Source organism: Nonomuraea sp. MG754425 (assembly GCF_021699195.1).
In the GTDB taxonomy this organism is placed as follows: Bacteria; Actinomycetota; Actinomycetes; order Streptosporangiales; family Streptosporangiaceae; genus Nonomuraea.
The window spans coordinates 1-21,611 of the sequence record NZ_SSXE01000030.1 but is presented as its reverse complement, the minus strand read 5'-3'; the positions used below and the strand labels follow the sequence as shown (position 1 = coordinate 21,611).

Annotated in this window: 24 protein-coding genes and 1 pseudogene; 8 read left to right on the top strand and 17 right to left on the bottom strand. The window is 67.2% G+C overall.

All coding sequences use genetic code 11. The annotated features are described in order from the left end of the window. The first annotated feature begins 15 nt into the window (after positions 1-15). The gene (locus tag FAF44_RS13335) at positions 16-732 is read left to right on the top strand and encodes an SDR family oxidoreductase (RefSeq protein ID WP_237103427.1); all 717 of its coding nucleotides are present in this window, start codon (positions 16-18) and stop codon (positions 730-732) included. A gap of 10 nt (positions 733-742) precedes the next feature. Continuing rightward, the gene (locus FAF44_RS13330; RefSeq protein ID WP_237103426.1) at positions 743-1,111 is read left to right on the top strand and encodes a hypothetical protein; all 369 of its coding nucleotides are present in this window, start codon (positions 743-745) and stop codon (positions 1,109-1,111) included. A gap of 87 nt (positions 1,112-1,198) precedes the next feature. Here FAF44_RS13330 and FAF44_RS13325 read toward each other — a convergent pair whose 3' ends face one another. Then, entirely contained in the window at positions 1,199-1,654 is a 456-nt protein-coding gene (locus FAF44_RS13325) for an excisionase family DNA-binding protein (protein ID WP_237103425.1), read from the bottom strand. Between the two features lie 524 nt (positions 1,655-2,178). Here FAF44_RS13325 and FAF44_RS13320 point away from each other — a divergent pair. Together FAF44_RS13320 and FAF44_RS13315 are read left to right on the top strand one after the other, a co-directional pair. After that, a complete protein-coding gene (locus FAF44_RS13320) occupies positions 2,179-3,249 on the top strand; it encodes a hypothetical protein (RefSeq protein WP_237103424.1) in 1,071 nt (356 codons plus the stop codon). Then, positions 3,224-4,057 carry a hypothetical protein gene (locus FAF44_RS13315; protein WP_237103423.1) on the top strand — a complete coding sequence of 278 codons (834 nt, stop codon included), beginning with the start codon at positions 3,224-3,226 and terminating at the stop codon, positions 4,055-4,057. The genes FAF44_RS13320 and FAF44_RS13315 overlap by 26 nt, the downstream gene beginning before the upstream one ends. A gap of 92 nt (positions 4,058-4,149) precedes the next feature. Here FAF44_RS13315 and FAF44_RS13310 read toward each other — a convergent pair whose 3' ends face one another. Beyond that, on the bottom strand, positions 4,150-4,389 hold the full coding sequence (locus FAF44_RS13310) for a hypothetical protein (RefSeq protein WP_237103422.1): 240 nt from the start codon (positions 4,387-4,389) through the stop codon (positions 4,150-4,152). A gap of 19 nt (positions 4,390-4,408) precedes the next feature. Between FAF44_RS13310 and FAF44_RS13305 the strand changes: the two genes are divergently transcribed. After that, positions 4,409-5,629: a helix-turn-helix domain-containing protein gene (locus FAF44_RS13305; RefSeq protein WP_237103421.1), complete on the top strand. Its 1,221-nt coding sequence runs from the start codon at positions 4,409-4,411 to the stop codon at positions 5,627-5,629. Positions 5,630-6,615: 986 nt separating this feature from the next. Here FAF44_RS13305 and FAF44_RS13300 read toward each other — a convergent pair. Beyond that, entirely contained in the window at positions 6,616-7,059 is a 444-nt protein-coding gene (locus tag FAF44_RS13300; RefSeq protein WP_308193320.1) for a hypothetical protein, read from the bottom strand. Next, positions 7,035-8,255, bottom strand: a complete 1,221-nt coding sequence (locus FAF44_RS13295) for a helix-turn-helix transcriptional regulator (RefSeq protein WP_308193319.1) — start codon at positions 8,253-8,255, stop codon at positions 7,035-7,037. Before FAF44_RS13295 ends, FAF44_RS13300 begins: the two co-directional genes overlap by 25 nt. A 373-nt stretch (positions 8,256-8,628) precedes the next feature. Between FAF44_RS13295 and FAF44_RS13290 the strand changes: the two genes are divergently transcribed. Together FAF44_RS13290 and FAF44_RS13285 are read left to right on the top strand one after the other, a co-directional pair. Next, the gene (locus FAF44_RS13290; RefSeq protein ID WP_237103418.1) at positions 8,629-8,853 is read left to right on the top strand and encodes a hypothetical protein; all 225 of its coding nucleotides are present in this window, start codon (positions 8,629-8,631) and stop codon (positions 8,851-8,853) included. Positions 8,854-9,107: 254 nt separating this feature from the next. Beyond that, the gene (locus tag FAF44_RS13285) at positions 9,108-10,004 is read left to right on the top strand and encodes a hypothetical protein (protein WP_237103417.1); all 897 of its coding nucleotides are present in this window, start codon (positions 9,108-9,110) and stop codon (positions 10,002-10,004) included. Positions 10,005-10,075: 71 nt separating this feature from the next. Here FAF44_RS13285 and FAF44_RS13280 read toward each other — a convergent pair whose 3' ends face one another. The 6 genes and pseudogenes from FAF44_RS13280 to msrA form a co-directional block, all read right to left on the bottom strand. Then, complete coding sequence (locus FAF44_RS13280) at positions 10,076-10,357, bottom strand: hypothetical protein (RefSeq protein ID WP_237103416.1); 282 nt, start codon at positions 10,355-10,357, stop codon at positions 10,076-10,078. Positions 10,358-10,754: 397 nt separating this feature from the next. Then, positions 10,755-11,042, bottom strand: a complete 288-nt coding sequence (locus tag FAF44_RS13275; protein WP_237103415.1) for a hypothetical protein — start codon at positions 11,040-11,042, stop codon at positions 10,755-10,757. A 43-nt stretch (positions 11,043-11,085) separates the two neighbouring features. Then, positions 11,086-11,192, bottom strand: a pseudogene (locus FAF44_RS13270) (peptide-methionine (S)-S-oxide reductase); the annotation flags it as partial. Between the two features lie 21 nt (positions 11,193-11,213). Beyond that, on the bottom strand, positions 11,214-11,732 hold the full coding sequence (locus FAF44_RS13265; protein ID WP_237103414.1) for a type II toxin-antitoxin system RelE/ParE family toxin: 519 nt from the start codon (positions 11,730-11,732) through the stop codon (positions 11,214-11,216). Positions 11,733-11,735: 3 nt separating this feature from the next. Next, entirely contained in the window at positions 11,736-12,044 is a 309-nt protein-coding gene (locus FAF44_RS13260; protein WP_237103413.1) for a type II toxin-antitoxin system prevent-host-death family antitoxin, read from the bottom strand. Positions 12,045-12,100: 56 nt separating this feature from the next. Beyond that, positions 12,101-12,763, bottom strand: coding sequence for a peptide-methionine (S)-S-oxide reductase MsrA (msrA, locus tag FAF44_RS13255; RefSeq protein ID WP_237103412.1), 663 nt, complete (start codon positions 12,761-12,763; stop codon positions 12,101-12,103). A gap of 121 nt (positions 12,764-12,884) precedes the next feature. On the opposite strand from msrA, the gene rarD reads away from it, so the two are divergent. Further along, positions 12,885-13,832, top strand: coding sequence for an EamA family transporter RarD (gene rarD / locus FAF44_RS13250; RefSeq protein WP_237103411.1), 948 nt, complete (start codon positions 12,885-12,887; stop codon positions 13,830-13,832). On the opposite strand, the gene FAF44_RS13245 is transcribed toward rarD, so the two are convergent. The 7 genes from FAF44_RS13245 to nuoI all read right to left on the bottom strand — a co-directional run bounded on the left by FAF44_RS13245 (position 13,808) and on the right by nuoI (position 21,489). Continuing rightward, positions 13,808-14,797 (bottom strand): polyprenyl synthetase family protein, encoded by a 990-nt coding sequence (locus FAF44_RS13245; RefSeq protein WP_237103410.1) that lies wholly within the window; start codon positions 14,795-14,797, stop codon positions 13,808-13,810. The genes rarD and FAF44_RS13245 overlap by 25 nt on opposite strands. Before the next feature lie 18 nt (positions 14,798-14,815). After that, positions 14,816-16,408 (bottom strand): NADH-quinone oxidoreductase subunit NuoN, encoded by a 1,593-nt coding sequence (gene nuoN / locus FAF44_RS13240; protein WP_237103409.1) that lies wholly within the window; start codon positions 16,406-16,408, stop codon positions 14,816-14,818. After that, positions 16,405-17,964: an NADH-quinone oxidoreductase subunit M gene (locus FAF44_RS13235; protein WP_237103408.1), complete on the bottom strand. Its 1,560-nt coding sequence runs from the start codon at positions 17,962-17,964 to the stop codon at positions 16,405-16,407. The genes nuoN and FAF44_RS13235 overlap by 4 nt, the downstream gene beginning before the upstream one ends. Further along, the gene (gene nuoL / locus FAF44_RS13230; protein WP_237103468.1) at positions 17,964-19,811 is read right to left on the bottom strand and encodes an NADH-quinone oxidoreductase subunit L; all 1,848 of its coding nucleotides are present in this window, start codon (positions 19,809-19,811) and stop codon (positions 17,964-17,966) included. The genes FAF44_RS13235 and nuoL overlap by 1 nt, the downstream gene beginning before the upstream one ends. Before the next feature lie 73 nt (positions 19,812-19,884). Then, the gene (gene nuoK / locus FAF44_RS13225; RefSeq protein ID WP_237103407.1) at positions 19,885-20,181 is read right to left on the bottom strand and encodes an NADH-quinone oxidoreductase subunit NuoK; all 297 of its coding nucleotides are present in this window, start codon (positions 20,179-20,181) and stop codon (positions 19,885-19,887) included. After that, the gene (locus tag FAF44_RS13220; protein WP_237103406.1) at positions 20,178-20,981 is read right to left on the bottom strand and encodes an NADH-quinone oxidoreductase subunit J; all 804 of its coding nucleotides are present in this window, start codon (positions 20,979-20,981) and stop codon (positions 20,178-20,180) included. Before FAF44_RS13220 ends, nuoK begins: the two co-directional genes overlap by 4 nt. Next, entirely contained in the window at positions 20,974-21,489 is a 516-nt protein-coding gene (gene nuoI / locus FAF44_RS13215; RefSeq protein WP_308193318.1) for an NADH-quinone oxidoreductase subunit NuoI, read from the bottom strand. The genes FAF44_RS13220 and nuoI overlap by 8 nt, the downstream gene beginning before the upstream one ends. Positions 21,490-21,611: the final 122 nt, after the last annotated feature.

The window sequence follows — 21,611 nt, the reverse complement described above, 5'->3', positions numbered from 1 at the left end:
CGCCAGGATCGGTCCATGGCAGAGAAGAAGACGGTGGCCCTGGTCACCGGAGCGAACAAGGGCCTGGGCCGGGAGACGGCCCGCCGCCTGTCGGGCCTCGGCTGGCGGGTGTTCCTGGCCGCCAGGGACCGCGAGCGCGGCGCCGGAGCGGTGAAAGAGCTGGCGGGGCTCGACGTGGAACTCGTGGAGCTCGACGTGACCTCCGACGCCTCCGTGGCCGCGGCGGCACGGGACGTGGCCGAACGGGCGGGCCGCCTGGACGTCCTGGTCAACAACGCGGGAGTCGGCGGGCCGCCGCTGAGCCCCGCCGACACGGACGCGGGCCCGCTGCGCGCGCTCTACGAGGTGAACGTGTTCGGCCCGGTACGCGTCACGCGCGCGTTCCTGCCGCTGCTGCGCAGGTCGGAGCTGCCCCGCGTGGTCATGGTGTCCAGCGCGCTGGCCTCGCTGACCCACGCCGCCGACCCCGCACGTCCCGAGCACGGCTTCCTGGCCATGGACTACGCCTCCTCCAAGACCGCGCTCAACATGATCGTCTCCCAGTACGCCCGCGCGCTGCCCGGCTTCAAGGTCAACGCCGCCGATCCGGGCAACCCCGCCACCGACATGAACCACCACACGGGCGTCCACACCGTCGAGGAGTCCGCCGAGGTGATCGTCCACCTCGCCACCCTGGACCGCGACGGCCCGAGCGGCGGGTTCTTCGACCGTCACGGCAGCGTCCCCTGGTAGGAATGACGAGATGACCAAGATCCTCACGATCGGGCTGCACCCGAGCGCGATCGACTACACCGATCACCCCGGCCTCGACGAGGCCACCCTCACGGCCAGGATCGAACAGGGAGAGGCGGCCCTGCGCGCGGCCGGCCTCGACACGACGGCCTGCCTCGTCCCCGCCGACCCGGACACCGCCGAACAGACCGTCCGCGACCACCTCACCGACGGGCCCTTCGGCGTGGCCATGATCGGGGCAGGCGTCCGCATGGCCCCCGAACACACACTCCTGTTCGAACGCCTCGTCAACCTGCTCATCACGACGTCACCAGGCATCCGCCTCTGCTTCAACACCACCCCGGAGACAACTCTCGACGCGATCCACCGCCTGCTGTAACACGCGTTCCCCAGTCCCCGCCCACGAGCCGCCGAGAACGTCATCCTCCACGTCAAGCGACCGAGGAAGGCCCAAGAATGTCATGGCTCAGATGCCCAGCTCTTGCCCCAGCGCAGCGAGTTCGTCGGCCGCGGTCCGGCGTTCGGCGTCATCACGACGCTTGTATTCCTGGAGATCCTCGCACTTGATTGGGCGGTGCTTGCCGATCAACCGGAAGGGAATCTCTCCCGTCTCCAGAAGTTTGATCACATACGGGCGCGAGACGTTCAGCATGTCCGCCGCTTGCTGTGTCGTCAGCTCAGCATGCGACGGAGTCACCGTGACTCCGCGCCCTTCGGCCGCTTGGGCAAGGATGAAGGCAAGCAGAGTCACGGCTTCACGAGGCAGGATCAGGGGGTCCTCGTCCCCGTGCTCACCAACGACATGTACGGTCGGCTGCTCGGGAGACCGCATGAGGTAATCCTTGATCCGGCCTACCGCGCGACCGGCTACCTCGGCATCGATGCTTCCCGGCTGAACTCGCTTGGCCTGCACGTCAGTCATGAGCCACCTCCTCTTCGCAGTATCGGCAACAGACGAAATAGACGCAGGCAAAATCGCCAGCGGCTTACGGCCAGGCCGAGAGCCAGAACCCGGCAGGTCTACGCCCCGCCGGACACCGGACGAACGCAGCAGGCCACCCCGGTCCCGCCTTCGTCAGGCTCGATGGGGAGCACTGTGCGCACGGGATACGACGCTGGATGCCGCGTTGGGACAGACCTCAGCGACCTGCACCGGTAGCCCGGCCCACCGGCCACCAGCCCGAGGGCAGGTCGTTCGGTCTCCGAGTCCACCACCATCCGGTCTCGCGCCCCTCCGCGAGAGGCCGCCAGTACCGTCCGAGCTCAGCGCCGATCTTGCAATCCCATTAGGCGATTTATACAGGCGTTGCCGGTTATAGCGCTTCGCTTCAGGCCGCAGCTCGGCCATGCCGGCAACCGCTCACGGCTGGCGTTCGGGTAATCCATGCTTTCCGCATCCAACGGAGTTAGGATATTTCCCGAACACCAAGGGACTGGAGAGCACCGATGGAGGCGAGGCCGCAGCCTCAGGACGAGGTTGAAATTCTGCGGGCCGGAATGGCTGTGCTGGCCGACCGGCTGCCGGCCGGGTGGGGCGTCCAACCGCTGAGCCACGGACCCGCCGACGCCCTCTGGAAGGTGACGGCACCGGACGGAACCTCGGTCGTGCTGGTCGTGGCAGCCAAGCGCGCGGTGGAGAGACGTGACACCGCAACGCTGCTCCAGCAGTTGACCGCCGCGGCGGACGAGCATCCGGGCAGCCATGGGGTGGTCGCCTCCCGATACCTGTCGCCGCCCGTGCGTAAGCGGCTCTCGGAGGCCGGCCTGTCCTACATCGACGCGACGGGAAACATCACCCTGAACGTCTCTCGGCCCGGCCTGTACGTCGCGGATCGAGGGGCCGACCATGATCCGTGGCGCGGTCCAGGAAGACCGCGCGGAACGTTGAAGGGCACTCCCGCGGCGAAGGTCGTGCGTGCGCTGCTGGACCACGAAAGATCATGGGCGATCCGTGAGCTGATCGACGTCGCTGACGTGTCCACCGGGTCGACCTACCGGGTGATCGAGTTCCTCGAGAGCGAGAACCTGGCGACACGGACCGGTTCGGGCGCGGTCGTCGTTCCCGACTGGGTCGCGCTGCTGCGGCGTTGGAGCGAGGACTACGGGTTCGTCCGAAACAGTCGGGTCACCAGGTGGATAGCACCGCGAGGGCTGCCCAACCTGATGCGTCGGGCGGCTGACCATCCCACCCGGTACGCCGTGACCGGGACTCTGGCCGCAGCCAACTGGGCCCCCTATGCCCCGGCCCGCTCCGCCATGATCTACACGACGGACGCCGAGCACACCGCCCGGCTCTGGGATCTTCGCCCCGCTGACGCCGGAGCGAATGTGATGTTGGCCGAGCCGGAGAGCGACGTCGTCTTCATCCGTACCAGCACCGACGCTTCCGGCCTCACGATCGCGGCACCACCCCAGGTCGCCGTCGATCTGATGACAGGCCCTGGACGCAGCCCCTCCGAAGCCGAAGAACTCATTGGATGGATGACGCGACATGAATCCTCCTGGCGCGAGCAGTAGCGACATCCTCGTCCGATCTCGGTCCGCGCTGCTCGATGCGCTGGCCGCGTTGGACGCCCATCGCGACGCCGTGATCGTGATCGGAGCCCAGGCCGTCTACCTGCGTACTGCGGGAAGTCCGGTCGCACTCGCCGAGACGACGAAGGACAGCGATCTCGCGCTCGACCCGAGGGTCCTGGAGGATGATCCGCTTCTGGAGCAGTCCATGGGCCGCGCGGGGTTCTACCGCGATCCCGTCGGCGGACAACCCGGAGCGTGGCTGAACCTCGCGGGCATTCCCGTCGATCTGATGGTGCCCGAGGCACTCGCCGGAGCAGGTACGCGGGGCGCCCGCATCCCACCGCACGATCGCCACGCCACCCGGCGCGCTCGAGGTCTCGAAGCCGCCGTCATCGACAACACGATCATGGACGTGGCCGCCCTCGACCCGGCCGATGCCCGCGTTTATCGAGTCAGAGTCGCCGGGCCCGCAGCCTTACTGGTGGCCAAGCTCCACAAGATCGCCGAACGGGTCTCGGTGCCCCACCGGCTGAACGACAAGGACGCACACGACATGTACCGCATCCTCATCGACGCCGACACCGCCGAACTGGCCACCGCCTTCAGGCTCCTGGCGCGTGACTCGATCAGCCGTGACGTCACCGAGCAGGCGGTCGAACATCTGGCGACCCTGTTCGCGCCAGGGCCGGACGCGCTCGGCTCAACGATGGCCGGACGCGCGGAAGAGGGAATCGGCGAGCCCGAGACGGTTGCTCTGGCGACGTCTCTGCTGGCTGCCGACCTCGTGCAGGCACTGGAGCGCACCTGAGCCCCGGCCGAGACGAGCCGCATCGTATGCCCTGGCCGCCCCGGGCTCGGACAGCCGTCGGTCACGGAGACCAGCCCAATCGGTCCGCTCGGTCATCCCCACTCCTCCTCCACCGAGCGCGCCTCGTCCTTGCAACGAGACAACGCCCGCAGCTTGCCACCAAGCTGTGGCGTGTAAGGCTCTCCCAGCAGCGAGCCTTCCGCCGCCAACAGATCAATGGAGAAAGCCGCTCGCGCGAAGCGCTCCACTTCTGACCACGGGCCAATACGACCGTTCTCCGTAAGCAACCTCTTTGAGCTGGGTAAACGGTTTATGGTGAAGAAGTCGCGCAACAGAAAAGGGGCTGATGATATGGCCGATTTGGACTGGAATCCCGAACCAGCGGCCACCCCGAACAGCGAGCACACAGGCTATCGAATAGCGAAAGCACGCAATCTCCGAGGGTTCACGCAAGAGGGCCTGGCCCTGCGGGTGAATGTGTCACGCAGCCTCCTCTCCAAGGTCGAGTCGGGCGCGAAGCCCGCCACTCCGTCTCTGGTCGCCGCCGTGGCGAGAGCGTGCGCCGTTGACCCGGCGGAGATCAACGGACAGCCGTACCGAGGTACCGACAAGAACAGCGATGCCGTACATGCGACCATTCCGGCGATTCGGATGGCTCTGGCATATGTGGATATCGCCCCCGAACTCGAAGCGCGCCCCCGGACGCTGGACGAGTTGCGCACGGAGATTACCGAACTGCGCAAGCTCCAGAAGGCCGCTTCACATGTTCGTCTCGGAGCGCGTCTGCCCGCCGTCCTGGAAGAGCTGACCGTCCACGTCATGGAGTCGGACGCCGCCCGCGCCTGGCGGTTGCTCAACCGCGCCCAAGCCCTGGCCGGGTCGCTGGCCCGACGACTGGGTTACAACGACCTTGCTCAGGTCATCGTCGAACGGACTTCGGTCTCCGCCCAGCACGCCGAGGACGAGCACCTGCCCTGCCTCGTCTCACTCGGAAGGGCAAGGCTGCTCATGACGCTAGGCGCCTGGGACGTCGCGCTCAAGATGATCAAGCAGACAGCGAGCAAGGTTGACCAGGACAATCCCGTCTCGACGGAGGTCTTCGGCTCCCTTCACCTCAGTGCCGCCATCACCGCCGCACGAGCCGCCAAGGCTGCGGACGCGTGGGAGCACCATGGCACGGCTACGGACGCTGCGGCGCGGATCAGCCCACGCGACCGCCGCGACCCCTACGGACTTCAGATGAACCCTCAGAACGCTGCCATCCACGGTTGCGCGGTGGCCGTCGAACTGGGCGATGCCGACGAGGCGATCAAGCTGGATCGTGAACTCAACCTAGGGGGACGGGGTGTCGGCGGTGAGCGGCGGGCGCACCACGACCTCGACATGTCCCGTGTCCATCTCTGGGGTAATGATCACGAGAAGTCCCTCAAGCGCATCCTGCACACGGAACACATCGCGCCGCAGATGGCACGGTTCCATCCCTCCGCCAGAGAGACCGTGCGCCAACTCCAACGCAGCTACCGCAAGCCTCCCGAGTCATTGCGCTTGCTGGCAGGCCGCATGGGCATATAGGCGCCAGCCTGTCAAGAGGGCTCGTGCGCACCAGACGTGCACACTGGCCCCCTTCGCCGTTCCTACGGTCGCAGTGATGCGAGACCTACTGGTCTTCGCCTCGCGAACATCGAGGCTGCGACCTTGGAGGACGTGTGAGACGGCGTACGGCGTCGATCGGCGGAGCGAATCGAAACGATCCACGATCACAAGCAAGCTTCGGAATCTGGGACCCTGGTCAGCGACGCGCCGCATGGGAGCTGGACCGCTCAGAATCCCGGTGGGTCGTGTTCTACGGGCCGTACACCCGGCAGTTCTATGCCATTGCCGCGTGGCCCTCTCCGTGCCCGCTCGTCCTGAACGCCGGCGACATCGCGACATTGCGGGAGCTCATGCACGAGGCGGAGGCCGCGTACACCTTCACTCAAGGTCCGAAGAGGGCATGAGGGCACGCGACACGTGGCGTCAGAAAGGGAGTCGCGTTCTGATCGCCAGTATGGAACACAGCCCGATGACGACACGGGCGCTCGGGCCATCGGTCATTGGCCACACCGGCGTGGTCATCGCCGTCATGCGGAACGGTCGCCTTGCCTTCGTCAGCCTTGATGGAGAGCCCTGTGATCTCCCTAAGGCCATACGACGCTGGATGCTGCATTGGGATGACCTCACCGAACTGCACCGGTAGCCCGTTGAGCCGAGGCTGAGGAACGAAAGCCCTGGACCGTCGATCGCCCCCAGCCGGATACGAAGATCAGCCCGGCTTTGGCGATCATGAGGCCGGGCTGAAGTAGGGCGCTCCCAGCATGTACACCCGACCGCGGCCGGCTTGGCCGCTCCCGCCGGGACGGGCCCCAGGCCGCATGCCCGGCGGGAAGGGCGGCCGCTCTGCCGCCCGCGCGGCAGTGTCAAGCATCATCCGATGCCAAAGCGTCAAGCATCAAGTGAGACCAGACACACACCTAGAGCCCCATTAGCCGCCTGACCAGGCACTTAGCGTCTAGAGGCTCCTAATCTCGCCGGGCTCCATCGGGCCAGATCACCCGGACGGGCATCTCCCGCCGCCGCGCCTCGGCCACCACGTCAGCAGTGCCGCCATAGCCTCGGGCAGGCTGCCCGTCCCAGACGGCGAACAACACCTCGGCGTCGTCCAGCATCCGCGCACTGGCCGTCATGTGCGATTCCGAGGTGGACTCCACAAAGTCCAGCCTGTGAGTCCGGACCGCCCGGCCCAGCAACTCGTCGTATGCAGCACGGCACTCACCCGGCAGCCCGTCCCGGTACTCCGTGGCCGGGACCACAGCCTCCAGCATTCCACCGAGGTCGAGTACCGCGCGAGCGAAGATTTGATCAGCCCCGTCCGCCAGGCAGGACAACCCGGTCACGCCGGGGCGGTACTCCGCGAGCGCCTTACGTACCGCCCCGTCGATCAGTACGGCGGTCTCCTCCGGCAAGCCGCGATGGCCGGACACAGCGATGCGAACCATGATCCCCCTAGAAGAAGAGTGGCGTGAAGACGCTCGTCGAACAAGCGCAGAGTGCTGGACACCAGCCCGGCATACGATCGGCGGAAGTTCTTGACCCGGTGCAGGACACGCTCAGAGCCATACGTCGTCTCCACAGTGAGCGCGTTGGACGCCAGATACAGCGCCTCGTCGTATCGCCCCGACATGGTCTCAGCCGTCGCCACCTCCGTCATGAGCACACCCCGCTGCTTCGCACCAGGCTGGGCCGACGAAAGCGACTCGTTGAAGGCGGCAACGGCTTCGGCCGGCCGCTTGAGCCGTACCATCACCAGGGCGCGATAGCCCGCCAGCTTGGCGTGATCGAACGGGAACACCCACGGCCAGGGCGGTGCGGCGGCCCGCTCACCAGCCCGGACCGCAGCCTCGGCCGCGCTCAACGCCTGAAGCGCTGCCGCCTCGTCTCGCGCGCTCGCATGGCCGAGCGCTTCGAGACTCGACAGCCACGCGCGGGCGATGGCCGGTGGCCGTTCACCGATCTCCCGCCGCGCCCTCGCCAGCAGATTCAGGCCGATCAGCGGATCATCGGCGTCGATCTCGAACGCGGCCAGACTGCCGATCATGTACGCCGCCAGCAGCGCATGGTTGGCCTGTCGAGCGCAGTCGACGGCGCGTCGGTAGTAGAAGCGCGCCGAACCGGTGTCCTGCATGTCGGCATGCACCCAGGCCGCGAAGCCTACCGCCTCACTCAGACCGGCCCGGATCTCGTCAGCATGCGCAGATCGCGACGCACGGCCGAGAACCCGGCTCGCGAGATCGACCTGCGCCACGGCCGGCCGAGCGAGTTCACGCGCAGGCGTGACAGCCTCCAACCGACGCTGGGCGCCGGTGATACTGCTCAGCGTGGCGGCCGTCGTCTCGTCCACATCCGGACGCTTGGGCAGGGCCACGCCCGCCAGCGCAGTCAACGCCAGCGCCTTGCCGAAATCTCTGCGCTTCGTCGGATCGTCATCCCCTCGGACTCCGAATCGGAGCAAGTGAAGCGGCACCCCGATCTGGATGGATATCTCCCGAACCTGGTCCGCGGTGAGCGGCTGACGGCCACGCAACACCTTGGACACCCAGCTCTGGGAGTAGCCAACCGCCTCAGCGAGCTGGCCCTGCGTCCAACCGCGCACTCGCCGCACCTCTTCGAGAATGGTTGGTAGATCTCACTGGGCCAGAGCGGCGGCCACGACTGGCCCGGACCAGAACTGCGGCGGTATCTGGCTCACAACGCTAGGTTAAGCCGCCGCCCTCGGCCGTACCGATATTCGTGACGGGAATAGGCGTACCACCAGCAGCACTAGGCCGTTCACCTGCGGTTTCGTGACGGCAACGCTCAGTACATGAACGAACTGCCGCCCCCCTTGGCCGCCGCACAACAACTGGCCGCCGTCCTTGAACCCGAGCAGGGCACCCCTTCACCCAACCGGCCCGCGCCGCCCACCGAGTCGCCCTCCGCTACACGCAACTGCGCATGTCGCATCCGCTCTCGTCACTGATCGCCGGAGCACAGCCGTGCCCCTGACCGTGCAGCAAGTGCTCAGCAGATTCCCCGGCTGGCAGATCACCGACATGTCCGGCGGCTGGGTCGCCATACGAGTCACCTTCGTGCCCAAGAACAGCGGCCTCTCCAACGTGCGTTGCGGAGAGACCTTGGAGGAGTTGGCCGGGCATCTACAGGCCGAGATCAGGCACCAGAAGTCACGGGCATCGGTAGCAGATAACTCGATAGCAAGCTGACCAGGAGCGAGGATCTCCATGTCCGGCTGCGGATACGTTGCGGCAACCCGAGCTTCCGCTCTTCAGGCGCACCAATCACCCTGATCGGATGCCGGATGCCGTGGTCAGAGGGTGGTGGACGGTCGTCGAAGTGAGCCCGTGTGCGGGGACGTTGCTGTCAGGGCTGCTGTCATCGCGCTTGCGGGATCATGACCTTCGTCCGCTACTGTCGCCCGAGTCGATCTACCGGCAAGCGGGAGAACGGAGGGGCCGTCGTGGCGCAGACACCTCATGCAGAGATGCACCTCCTCGCAGGTGCACTCCGCGCTGGGGCGGTCCTGGCCGCCTCCGGGCCGGTCATCCTGAAGACCTCCAGGATCAGCGCGGCAGAGCTGAACGTCGGGATCTGCCGGGGAACCGACTCCGTCGTTCCCTTCCTCATGACGACAAGTCCATGGTGGCAACTGCTCTCGTGGGCCGAACTCCTGCTGCCGGTGATCCTGGCCGGTCTCCTGCTGCGCGCCTCGCCACGGACCACGCCCTTCGGGGTCGCGGCGATCTGCGCCGTCCTCGCGTTCCGAGTGTTCGCGATCTTCCTCCCGCCCAGGACCCACTCCCTCACCGACCAGTCCCTTCCCGTTGACGGGCCCTGGCCGTCGATCCTCTGTTACGCCGTGGCTATCGCCGCGCTGCTCCTGGCGGCTCGTTCGCCCCTGCCTCCGGCGCGGAAGGGAGCCGTGTTCTGGGCGGGGGCCATCGTGGCGGCTGCGTGGACGGTCGGCCGGCTCTCTCTCCCGAGCGGTGAGTCCACCTCCTTCGGCTGGTTCGCTTACACACCGCCTGCGGAGCTGTTGTGGAACCAGCCGGGGGCGTGGTCCTGCAAGGCTGACGTGGACGGCGTGCTGATCGTGCTCATCGCCTTGGCTGCGGCGGCCGGCGGCGTCATGGCGGGCCGGACCCGGCGCCTGGTCGCGCTGGGGATCGGTGCGCTCTTCGTCTTCGCCACCTTCGAGGGATTCGCAGCGATTCTCATCGTCGTGGGCAGCAATTACCTCACGGACGCGGCCATGATGATCCGATGGCACTTACTGGTTGCAGCGGCGCTCGTCATCGCGACCACTTTCCAGGATCGAACACCATCGACAGATCCTGAAAAGGCTCACCCGCTGTAGAGGCAGACCAAGAAACGGTGAAGACGAAGACCCTTCCTTCGTCCCGCGCATATCCCGCGAGGCCGAGTCAGTCATGATCGCTCTGTGTTGTTCGTCGTTGAACCCCGCCGTCGCCGTACTGCCCCGTAGGCAAGAAGAGCGAGACCCGTCAGAGCCAGCAGGGCGCCGGCCGTCATTGCACGGAGGTTCAGCAAGTCCGCACGGGCGATGGCCTCGGCTTGCTCCTTCAGCAGTTCCGGCGTCGGGTCCTGGTAGGGCAGATAGGTCCCCGCGGTCGCCATGCAACTGGCAACCGGTAGCAGGAGTCCGCCGCAGATGGCTAAGACCCCGATCATCCTTCCGCTGGTCGTCACGGGGCCAGGCTACCGAGTAGCCGCTGTCAGCTTGGGAACTGCACGGATCACCGCACGTGAGGGCTCTGAGCTGGGTGGAAGTCCAGTTGTGAGTGACCGTGGCTGACCCCTCGTCGCCCTGTCTAATTGCACGGCGATCAGCCCGTGGCCTGGAGCTTCCCGCGCGACGCGCGCACCCTGCCCGCCTGATCATCCCGTCTGCCGTCGACCCGTCGGGCAAACCATTGCGGAGGCTCAGCGGGCCTATCAAGTCCCGCGCCGTCCGGGACCGGCCCCCAGGTCGCATGCCCGGCGGGAAGGGCGGCCGCTTTGCCGCCCGCGCGGCAGTGCGCAGCGCCGACGCCTTGACCCTGTACCGAAGATTGTCGCCGGATCGGCTCCGTGTATCAGCATGCGCTCATGAACGGCTCATGCCGTAGGCAGCGGCCACATCACAGGCCAGCTCTACCTGTCCCCGAAGCACCTCGTCCACCACGCCGTACACCTCGACCGAGATCACCGTGCCGCCCACGGCCTGCGCCAGCTCCAGGTCAAGCCGCCCCGTCTCACCGACGAGCGGATAGCTGTGCCTGCCGTTCTCCCGTTCATCGTCGGTACCGGTCAACCCGGTCTCGACCGCTTGCCAGTCGAGGTCATCGAACTCGGACTCGACGAGCCACGTGAGGATCTCGCAGAAGACCCTCACGTTTGCTTCCTTGATCCACCCAGCGTGGATCAGACCGGGCCGATCACGCCTCACCGGACGTCAGCCCGACCGGGCAGGCGACGCCTGTTCCGCCGATTCCGCAGTACCCGTTGGGCACTTGTAGAGGCATTGCTGGTGGTAGCGCTCTGCTTCAGGCGATAGGTGCGCGACCTAATGAGGCTTGGACCGGTACTCAGCCCACGTGTCGACCGCCTCTTCAAGGTCAAGAGCGGCAACATCCTCACGCGCCATCCCGACCGTGTAGATCAATCGGTCTGCGAGCCAATCTGGGACGGGTTCCCTGGGAGATGCTTTCTCCACCCGAATGTGATCGGCCAGCGCGCCGAGGCGTTCGATCACCTGGCCGAGCTGGATGATCTCGGGACGGCCTGCACCCGCCTCCCGGACCCTCGCCGTCGCCTCCTCGTACACTTCGGCGTCGGCACGTTCACCGACAGCCCACACCTCGCAGATCTCCACCGACTTGTCCTCGGTGATGCGGTAGACGACACGCCAGGTGTTGCGACCGACCACCAGCTTCCGGAAACCGGTCAGTTCCCCGCCAAGCGGATAACCAGCTTCAGGGTTGTCCAGCAGGAGAAGGATCTTCTTGAGCACCTTGGGTACCGCGTCTGGGCCGATCCGCCGAAGGTCGTCGACTGCCGGCGCCGTGAAGGCGACGTCGGACACGATTCACTCATCGTCCGGGATGGCGGACAGCGACTCGCGAGTATGCCCGAAAGCGGCAAGCACCTCATCGAGTGAGACCCGCTCCCCCGTGTCCGTAACCGACCGGGCGAGCACCAGCGCCAGATCACGCAGATCAGCCGCCGCCTCCTCCAGCTCATTGAGCCGGCGGATGCTCACCACGGCCGCCACTGGCTGACGCCGACGGGTGACCACCAGATCGGTCCCCTGCTCCGCATCAGCCACTAGGCGGGCAACCCCTCGCTGGGCCGCCTCTGTGACGCTCAGCTCAGTAGCGTCGTGCAGAACAGTCATATATGAACTGTATATCTATCTGCACAGAAGTGCGATGCCGTGGGCCCGCGTTCGGCTCACGCCTCGCCGGACGTCAGGCCTACCGGACAGGCCACGCCCGTTCCGCCGATGCCGCAGTATCCGTTGGGAACTTTAAAAAGATACTGCTGGTGATAGTCCTCGGCGTTGTAGAACGGCCCCGCGGGGGCGATCTCCGTGGAGATGTCCCCGTAGCCGGCCGCCTTCAGCACCCGCTGGTACGACTCCCGTGACGCCTCGGCCGCCTGCTGCTGCTCCGGCGAGTGGTAGTAGATGGCCGAGCGGTACTGGGTGCCGACGTCGTTGCCCTGGCGCATGCCCTGCGTCGGGTCGTGAGCCTCCCAGAAGATCTTCAGGAGGTCCTCGTACGACACCTGGGCGGGGTCGAAGACGACCCGGACGGCCTCCGTGTGGCCGGTGAGGCCGGTGCAGACCTCCTCGTACGTCGGGTTGGCGGTGTAGCCGCCCTGGTACCCGACCGCGGTCGTGACCACCCCTGGCGTCTGCCAGAACGTACGCTCGGCGCCCCAGAAGCAGCCGAGGCCGAAGTCGGCGATCTCCAGGCCCTCCGGGTACGGCGGGGCCAGCGGCGCGTCGAGGACGGCGTGCCTGGCCGGGACGGGGATGGGGTCGGGGCGGCCCGGGAGCGCGTCCTCGGGTCGGACCATCGATGTCTTGTTACCGCCGAACAGCCAGCCCATAGCCCTACCTCCATAGGTCGGTTCAAGCCTACACACGCACCAACACTTAAGGATGTCTACACATTTCCGCTTAGTACCCAAGATTTGTGTTTAAAGGTGGTAAGGCCCGACAATCTGATACATGCCTGACCTCCGGCGTGGCGTGTTCTTCGGGATCGCCGCCTACACCATGTGGGGGCTGTTCCCCCTCTACTGGCCGCTGCTACAACCCTCCGGAGCCGTTGAGATCCTCGCCCATCGGATGGCGTGGTCCCTGCTCGTCGTCGCCGCGGTGCTGATCGTCCGGCGGCACTGGTCCTGGGTCAGGGAACTGGCCCGGCAGCCCGCCAAGCTCGCCCTGCTGACCGTCGCCGCCCTCGTCGTGACCGTCAACTGGGGCACCTACATCTACGCCGTCAACGCCGGCCACATCGTGGAGAGCGCGCTCGGCTACTTCATCAACCCGCTGGTCAACGTGCTGTTCGGGGTCGCGCTGCTCCGTGAGCGGCTGCGTCCGCTCCAGTGGGCGGCCGTCGGCTTCGGCACGGTGGCGGTGCTGGTGCTGGCCTTCGACTACGGACGTCTGCCCTGGATCGCGCTCGTCCTGGCCTTCAGCTTCGGCCTGTACGGGCTGATCAAGAAGCGGGCCAACGTGCCGGCCACCGAGAGCCTGGCGGTCGAGACCCTGGTGCTGCTGCTCCCGGCCCTCGGCTACCTGGGATTCCTCCAGGTGACGGGCGCGGGAACGTTCGCCCAGCAGGGCGCGGGCCACGCGCTGCTGCTGGTGGGAGCCGGGGTGATCACCGCCCTGCCGCTGCTCTGCTTCGGGGCCGCGGCCATCAGGATCCCGCTGAGCACGATGGGGCTGCTGCAGTACATCGCGCCGATCCTGCAGTTCGCGTGCGGGGTGCTGGTCGCCAAGGAGGTCATGCCGTCCAGCCGGTGGATCGGCTTCTCGATCGTCTGGCTGGCCCTGGCCCTGTTCACGTACGACAGCCTGCGGGCGGCACGGAAGACCCGTACCGCCCGCAGAGCCGCCGAAGCGGCGGCCGTCGCCCCGGCGGCTCAGCCGGAGCGCTCCACCACGTAGTCGCACAGCGCCAGGAACGCGTCCTTGGCCGGGATGTCGGGCAGGCCCGAGATGTCGGCCCGGGCGCGGTCCACCCAGGCGTCCAGCTCCGCCCGCGCCCGCGCCATCCCGGTGTGGGCGCGCAGCAGCGTGAGCGTCTCCTCGACGTCCTGCTCGGCCACGGGGCCCGACAGCAGGGCCGTCAGGCGCGGGGAGTCGCCGGCGGCCAGCGCGTACAGGACGGGCAGGGTCTTGACGCCCTCCCGCAGGTCGGTGCCGGGCGTCTTGCCCGACTGGGCGCCGGTCGAGGCCACATCGAGCAGGTCGTCCCCGAGCTGCCAGGCCACCCCGATCGCCTCGCACGCCCTGCTGAGACGCTCCACCACGTCCGAGGGAGAGCCGGACAGCAGCGCGCCGAACCGGCCGGAGGCGGCGATGAGGGAGCCCGTCTTGTCCGACAGCACGCTGAGGTAGTGGCCGATCGGGTCCTCGCCGGCGCGCGGGCCGATGGTCTCGCGGATCTGCCCCTGCACGAGACGCGAGAACGTCTGGGCCTGGATGCGGATCAGCTCGGGACCGAGGTCGGCCAGGATGTCCGACGCCTGGGCGAACAGATAGTCGCCGGTGAGGATCGCCACGGTGTTGTCCCACCGCGCGTTGGCCGACGCGGAGCCCCGGCGCACCGAGGCCTCGTCCATGACGTCGTCGTGGTAGAGCGAGCCGAGGTGGGTCAGCTCGATGACCACGGCGCCGGGCACGACACCCGGCGCCGACGGGTCGCCGAACTGGGCGGCGAGCAACACCATCAAGGTACGGAACCGTTTGCCACCGGCCTCGATGAGGTGCTTGGACGCCTCCGTGACGAAGGCGTCCTCGCTCTCCACCGACGAGCGCAGCAGCTTCTCGACCGCGGCCAGCCCGGTGGCCACGTCCTGCGCCAACCGTTCGTCCGCAATGGGAAGGTCAACCACGGGAGGCGCAGACATAACGAGATCCCCTTGTCTCTATCTGATGAACAGGCCGCTGGCAGCGTCGTTGGCGACGCCGAGCACGGACTCCGGGTAGAGCCCCACTCCTACGGTAACCAGCAGCGAAAGAGCGATGACGGCCACGGTCCCCATACTGGGCACCGCGACGGCCGGGCCGTCGGCCGCCGGCTCGCTGAAGAACATCAGCACGATCACGCGGACGTAGAAGAACGCGGCGATCGCGGAGGCGATCACACCCACGACGACCAGGCCGGCCATCCAGCCGCCCATGGAGTCGCCGAACTGCGTGCCGCTGTCCAGCGCGGCGGCGAAGACGGCGTACTTGCCGAAGAAGCCGCTCGTCAGCGGGATACCGGCGAAGGCCAGCAGGAAGAAGGCGAACACCCCGGACAGGACCGGCGCGCGCTTGCCCAGCCCGGCCCAGCGGGACAGGTGCCCCGCCTCGCCGCCCGGGTCACGCACCAGCGTCAGCACGGCGAACGCGCCGACCGTGGTGATGCCGTAGACGGCCAGGTAGAACAGGACCGCCTTGAGCGAGCCGACGTTCTGCTCGGCGCTGCCGAACGTGGCCATCACACCGACCAGCAGGAAGCCGGCGTGCGCGATGGACGAGTACGCCAGCATGCGCTTGATCTCGGTCTGCGTGATCGCCAGGATCGAGCCGACGATCATCGTGAGCGCGGCGACGCCCCAGATGACCGGCCGCCAGTTCCAGTCGAGGTTGCCCAGACCCACCCAGAACACCCGCAGCACGGCGCCGACGGCCGCCACCAGCGTGCCGGAGGCCATGAGAGCGGTGATGGGGGTCGGAGCGCCCTGGTAGACGTCCGGCTTCCAGGCCTGGAACGGAGCCGCGCCGATCTTGAACAGCAGGCCCACGCCGAGCATCGCCAGCCCGATCAGCAGCAGCGGGTCGAGCGAGGCGCTCGCGGCCATGGCCTGGTTGATGCCGGGCAGCGAGACGGTGCCGGCGTAGCCGTACACCATGGCGGTGCCGTACAGGAAGAAGGCCGAGGAGAAGGCTCCCAGCAGGAAGTACTTCATCGACGCCTCCTGCGAGAGGAGGCGACGCCTGCGGGCCAGGCCGCACAGCAGGTACAGCGGCAGCGACATGACCTCGAGGGCCACGAACATCATCAGCAGGTCGTGCGCGGCCGGGAAGAGCAGCATGCCGCCGACCGCGAACAGGACCAGCGGGTAGACCTCGGTGTGGCCGGAGCCGCTGTCGTGCTGCTCGGACTCCTCCTCGTCGGCGCTGCCCGGCACGGCCGCGGCGGAGGCCACGAAGTGCCCCTCGTCGTTGATCAGCAGCACACAGACGAACGACAGGACGAGGATGACGCCCCAGATGAACAGCGAGGGCCCGTCAACGGCGAGCGCCCCCATGGCGGAGGGCTCGGTGGACACCTGGCCGCGCACCGTCTGGACGAGCACCAGCGCGAACGCGCCGGCCAGGCTCAGCAGGGTGAGCGGAACGTGGATCGACTTGCGCAGATAGCGCGGCGCGAACGCCTCGACGAGCACGCCGATGATGGCCGCGCCGAAGACGATCAGCAGCGGCGCCAGCGTGCCGTACTCGATCGTCGGCGCTTCGACGGCGGGGTTCACTGACCTGTCCCCTTCTCAGCGATGGTGGAGGTGGGCACCTGCACGTTGGTCAACGTCTGCTGCACAGACGGGTTGATCACATCGAGCAGCGGCTTGGGGAAGAAGCCGAAGCCGATGATCAGGGCGACCAGCGGAGCCAGCACCCAGACCTCGCGGGCGTTCAGGTCCTTGAACGCCTTGACCGGCTCGGCCGTCGGCCCGTTCATGGTGCGCTGGACCATCCACAGGATGTAGACGGCCGCGAGGATCACGGCGACCGCGGAGACGATCGCGGCGACCGTCAGCGCGCCGGACCCGTGCGCCTGGCTGGAGTACGTACCGATCATGACCATGAACTCGCTGACGAAGGACGACAGGCCCGGCAGCGAGAGACCGGCCAGACCGGCGACCAGGAAGAAGCCCGCGAGCAGCGGCGCCACCTTCTGCACGCCTCCGTAGTCGCCGATGAACGGCGAACCGCGTCTGGCGATGAGGAAGCCCGCCGCGAGGAAGAGCGCGCCGGTGGCGAAGCCGTGGTTGACCATGTAGAGCGCCGCGCCGGACTGGGCGACGGACGACATGGCGAACACGCCCATGACGATGAAGCCGAAGTGCGAGATCGACGTGTAGGCGATGAGCCGCTTCATGTCGGTCTGCCCGATGGCCACGATCGCGCCGTAGACGATGCTGATGACCGCCAGGACGATGATCGGCATCGTGAACGCCTTGGCGGCGTCGGGGAACAGCTCCAGGCAGAAGCGCAGCATGCCGAACGTGCCGACCTTGTCCAGCACGCCGACGAGCAGCACCGCGGCGCCGGCCGGAGCCTGGGCCGCCGCGTCGGGCAGCCAGGTGTGCACCGGCCACAGCGGCGCCTTGATGGCGAAGGCGATGAAGAAGCCGCCGAACAGCCACTTCTGCATCGCCGGGTCCTGGATGGCCCCGACGAGCTCGGGGAACATGAAGGTCTGCTTGCCGGCGACGTAGTACAGGCCGATGACCGCGACCAGCATGAGCAGGCCGCCGAACAGCGAGTACAGCAGGAACTTGACGGCCGCGTAGGAGCGCTGCGCCCCGCCGTACGACCCGATCATGAAGTACATCGGGATCAGCATGGCTTCGAAGAAGACGTAGAACAGGAAGATGTCGGTCGCCGCGAAGACGCCGATCATCATCGTCTCGAGCACGAGCAGCAGCGAGAAGTACGTCTTGACCGACCGCTTGGGCGTGATCAGCGTGCCGTCGGCGGTCTTGACGCCGTCGGCGTCGTGCCAGGAGGCCAGCACCACGATCGGCACCAGCACCACCGACAGCGCGATGAGCACCAGGGCCACGCCGTCCACGCCGACCCCGAACTTCACGCCGAAGCTTGGGATCCAGTCGAACTCGGCCTTGAACTGGAAGCGTTCGCCGCCCGGCTTGAACCCGGCGGCCACGACTCCGGTGAGGACCAGCGTCAGCAGCGAGAACAGCAGCGCTACCTGCTTGGCCAGCTTGTCACTGCCCTTGGGAAGCAGGGCCACCACGATGGCGCCCACCACGGGCACCGCCATGAGTATCGGAAGCCAGGGTGACATCAGATGTTCCCAACGAGGAGCAGGGCGCCGGTCAGCAGGGCGGCGCCGATGAAGATGGACAGCGCGTACGTTCTGGCGAAGCCCGTCTGGAGTCGCCGAAGGCGCCCGGAGCTGCCGCCGATGCCCGCCGCCAGGCCGTTGACCAGACCGTCGATGCCGCGGTTGTCGAAGAACACCGCGATCCGGGTCAGCCACTGGCCGGGGCGCATGAAGAGCGACTCGTTGAGCGCGTCACCGTACAGGTCGCGCCGGGCGAACGTGGTGAGGAAGGAGCCGCGCGGCTGCACCGACGGCACCTCGACCCGGCCGTACTTCATCCAGGCGATGATCGCGCCCACCGCGACCAGCGCGAGGGTCGCCAGACCCGGCGTGCTGGTGAAGTGGAACTCCGGCAGCGCCTCGGGCCTGCCCACCGCGGGGGCCAGGAAGAGGAGCAGCCGGTTGCTGAGGATGAGGTAACCACCCAGGACGATCGAGCCGAGCGACAGGATCATCAGCGGCACCGTCATGACGGCCGGCGACTCGTGCGGGTGGGCGTCGTCGGCCCAGCGCTTCTCGCCGAAGAAGGTCATGAAGATCATCCGCGACATGTAGAAGCCGGTGATGCCCGCGCCGAGCACGGCCAGCCAGCCGAGGACCGGCTGGTGGTGCACTGCGGTCTCGATGATGCCGTCCTTGGTGAAGTAGCCGGACAGCAGCGGGAAGCCGATGATCGCCAGGTAGCCGATGAAGAACGTGGCGAAGGTGATCGGCATGTACTTGCGCAGGCCGCCGTACTTGCGCATGTCGACCTCGTCGTTCATGCCGTGCATGACCGAGCCGGCGCCGAGGAACATGTCGGCCTTGAAGAAGCCGTGCGTGATCAGGTGGCCGATCGCGAAGGCGTAACCCGCCGGGCCGAGGCCCGCGCCGAGCATCATGTAGCCGATCTGCGACATCGTCGAGCCGGCCAGGCCCTTCTTGATGTCGTCCTTCGCGCAACCGATGATCGCACCGGCGAGCAGCGTGGCCGCGCCGACGATGGCGACGGCGAGCGCCGCGCCCGAACCCTCGGGGAAGAAGAACGCCCCGGAGCGGACGACCAGGTAGACACCGGCGGTGACCATCGTCGCGGCGTGGATGAGGGCCGAGACCGGGGTCGGGCCCTCCATCGCGTCGAGCAGCCAGGACTGCAACGGGAGCTGCGCCGACTTGCCGCACGCCCCGAGGAGCAGCAGCAGCCCGATGGCGAGCATGGTGCCGTTCGTCTGGCCCGGCGTGATCTGCTCGCCCAGCCCCTGGAAGGTCAGGGTGCCGAACGTGGTCCAGATGATGAACATGCCGACCAGCAGACCGAAGTCGCCGACGCGGTTGACGACGAACGCCTTCTTCGCCGCTGTCGCCGCCGACGGCTTGAACTGCCAGAACCCGATCAGCAGGTACGACGCCAGACCGACGCCCTCCCAGCCGATGAACAGGCCCACGTAGTTGTCGGCCAGCACCAGCAGGAGCATCGCGGCCACGAACAGGTTCAGGTAGGAGAAGAACCTGCGGCGGTGCTCGTCATGAGCCATGTAGCCGATCGAGTAGATGTGGATCAGCGAACCCACACCGGTGATCAGCAGCGCGAAACAGATGGACAGGGGGTCGATGAGCAGCCCCATGTCGACCATGCCGGGGATGAACTCGTACAGGTGCACGGCCCGGCGGCGCTCCTCCTCCCCGAACCCGAGCAGCTCGAAGAACGCCAGCACCGCCACGACGAACGAGGCGAGGGACATGGCCACGCCCAGCAGATGGCCCCAACGGTCGGTGAACCGGTTGAACACCAGCAGGATGAACGCCCCGACGAGCGGGAAGGCGATCATCAGCCAGGCGTTGCCGATCACTCCACCGGTGTGCTGGACGATCTCAGCGATTTGAGATTCCACCAGTCACCTCTTAGTACTTCAGCAGGTTGGCGTCGTCGACCGACGCGGACCTGCGGGTTCGGAAGATCGTCACGATGATGGCCAGGCCGACCACGACCTCGGCCGCGGCCACCACCATCACGAAGAACGCGATGATCTGGCCCTCCAGGTTGCCGACCTGCCTGGAGAAGGTGACGAAGGCGAGGTTGCAGGCGTTGAGCATGAGCTCCACGCACATGAACACCACGATCGCGTTGCGCCTGATCAGCACGCCGAAGGCGCCGATGGCGAAGAGCAGGCCGGACAGTACGAGGTAGTGCGTCGTCACTTGGTCACCTCATTGCTCTCGGCGTCCTGCTCCGCCTCGGTCGGCGCCTCGTCGGCCTCGGCCGTGGCCTTGAGCGCCTCGGCGAGCTTCGGGTCCTTGGGCAGGTGGTCGTGCTCGACGTCGTAGCGCGCGAGGTAACGGTTGACCGAGGACTCGGCGACGGAGCCGTCCGGCAGCAGGGCCGGCATGTCGATCGCGTTGTTCCTGGCGTACGTGCCGGGGCCGGGCAGCGGCGAGGGGCGGTCGCCGAGGAAGCGGGCCCGCGACAGGTCCTTCTGCGTGGCCTTCTCGGTGACCTTCTCGCGGTGCGCCAGCACCATCGCGCCCAGCGCCGCCGTGATCAGCAGCGCGGAGGTGATCTCGAACGCGAACACGTACTTGGTGAACAGCAGCAGCGCGATCGAGCGGACGTACCCGCCCGTCCCTGTCGCCTGGGCCAGTCCGGCCTGCGGCGCGAAGACCACGTTGCCGATGGCCAGCACGATCAGCGCGAGGAAGCCGGCGCCCGCGATGAAGGCCCAGAAGCGCTGCCCCTTGAGCGTCTCCACGAAGGAGTCGGAGGAGTCCACGCCCACGAGCATGAGCACGAACAGGAACAGCATCATGATCGCGCCGGTGTAGACGATGATCTGCACCGCGGCCAGGAATGGCGCCTCCTGCACGGCGTACAGGACGGCCAGGCAGAGCATCACGGTGCCGAGCATCAGCGCGGAGTACACGGCCTTGCGGTTGAAGACCATGCCGAGCGCGGCGCCGACGGACACGACGGCGAGCACCCAGAAGGTTATGGTCTCACCCATTGGTCCGTCCCAGCCGGTAGTAGTCCTCTTCGGTCTCACCGAGCCGCATGGGGTGCGGCGGCTGCTCCATGCCCTGGGTCAACGGCGCGAGCAGCATCTCCTTGGTGTAGATGAGGCTTTCGCGGTTGGTGTCGGCGAGCTCGTACTCGTTGGTCATGGTGAGCGCGCGGGTCGGGCAGGCCTCGATGCACAGGCCGCACAGGATGCACCGCAGATAGTTGATCTGGTAGGTGCGTCCGTACCGCTCGCCGGGCGAGAAGCGCTCCTCCTCGGTGTTGTCCGCGCCCTCGACGTAGATCGCGTCGGCCGGACACGCCCAGGCGCACAGCTCGCACCCAATGCACTTCTCCAGCCCGTCGGGCCAGCGGTTGAGCTGGTGACGCCCGTGGAAGCGAGGAGCCGTGGGCTTCTTCTCCTCCGGGTAGTTCGTCGTGACGGGCTTCTTGAACATCGTGTGGAAGGTGACCCCGAAGCCCTTGACGGGGTTCAGCCAATCAGTTAGTCCCACTGGGAATCTCCTTGTGCTGCACCCCGTGGTAGTGCGGCAGGTCGAGCGGCGGCACAGGGAAGCCACCGGCCGTCGGCTCCTCGGACAGTTGCTCGAACTCGGCGTCCACCTGTGCCTTGCGC

What these genes read in the sequence shown, in the direction of transcription:
- FAF44_RS13220 (WP_237103406.1), bottom strand. Translation starts at nt 20,981, where the DNA reads ATGGGTGAGACCATAACCTTCTGGGTGCTCGCCGTCGTGTCCGTCGGC.
- FAF44_RS13330 (WP_237103426.1), top strand. Translation starts at nt 743, where the DNA reads ATGACCAAGATCCTCACGATCGGGCTGCACCCGAGCGCGATCGACTAC.
- msrA (WP_237103412.1), bottom strand. Translation starts at nt 12,763, where the DNA reads ATGGGCTGGCTGTTCGGCGGTAACAAGACATCGATGGTCCGACCCGAG.
- FAF44_RS13315 (WP_237103423.1), top strand. Translation starts at nt 3,224, where the DNA reads ATGAATCCTCCTGGCGCGAGCAGTAGCGACATCCTCGTCCGATCTCGG.
- FAF44_RS13320 (WP_237103424.1), top strand. Translation starts at nt 2,179, where the DNA reads ATGGAGGCGAGGCCGCAGCCTCAGGACGAGGTTGAAATTCTGCGGGCC.
- FAF44_RS13235 (WP_237103408.1), bottom strand. Translation starts at nt 17,964, where the DNA reads ATGTCACCCTGGCTTCCGATACTCATGGCGGTGCCCGTGGTGGGCGCC.
- FAF44_RS13305 (WP_237103421.1), top strand. Translation starts at nt 4,409, where the DNA reads ATGGCCGATTTGGACTGGAATCCCGAACCAGCGGCCACCCCGAACAGC.
- FAF44_RS13325 (WP_237103425.1), bottom strand. Translation starts at nt 1,654, where the DNA reads ATGACTGACGTGCAGGCCAAGCGAGTTCAGCCGGGAAGCATCGATGCC.
- nuoL (WP_237103468.1), bottom strand. Translation starts at nt 19,811, where the DNA reads ATGATCGCCTTCCCGCTCGTCGGGGCGTTCATCCTGCTGGTGTTCAAC.
- FAF44_RS13260 (WP_237103413.1), bottom strand. Translation starts at nt 12,044, where the DNA reads ATGACTGTTCTGCACGACGCTACTGAGCTGAGCGTCACAGAGGCGGCC.
- rarD (WP_237103411.1), top strand. Translation starts at nt 12,885, where the DNA reads ATGCCTGACCTCCGGCGTGGCGTGTTCTTCGGGATCGCCGCCTACACC.
- FAF44_RS13335 (WP_237103427.1), top strand. Translation starts at nt 16, where the DNA reads ATGGCAGAGAAGAAGACGGTGGCCCTGGTCACCGGAGCGAACAAGGGC.
- FAF44_RS13245 (WP_237103410.1), bottom strand. Translation starts at nt 14,797, where the DNA reads ATGTCTGCGCCTCCCGTGGTTGACCTTCCCATTGCGGACGAACGGTTG.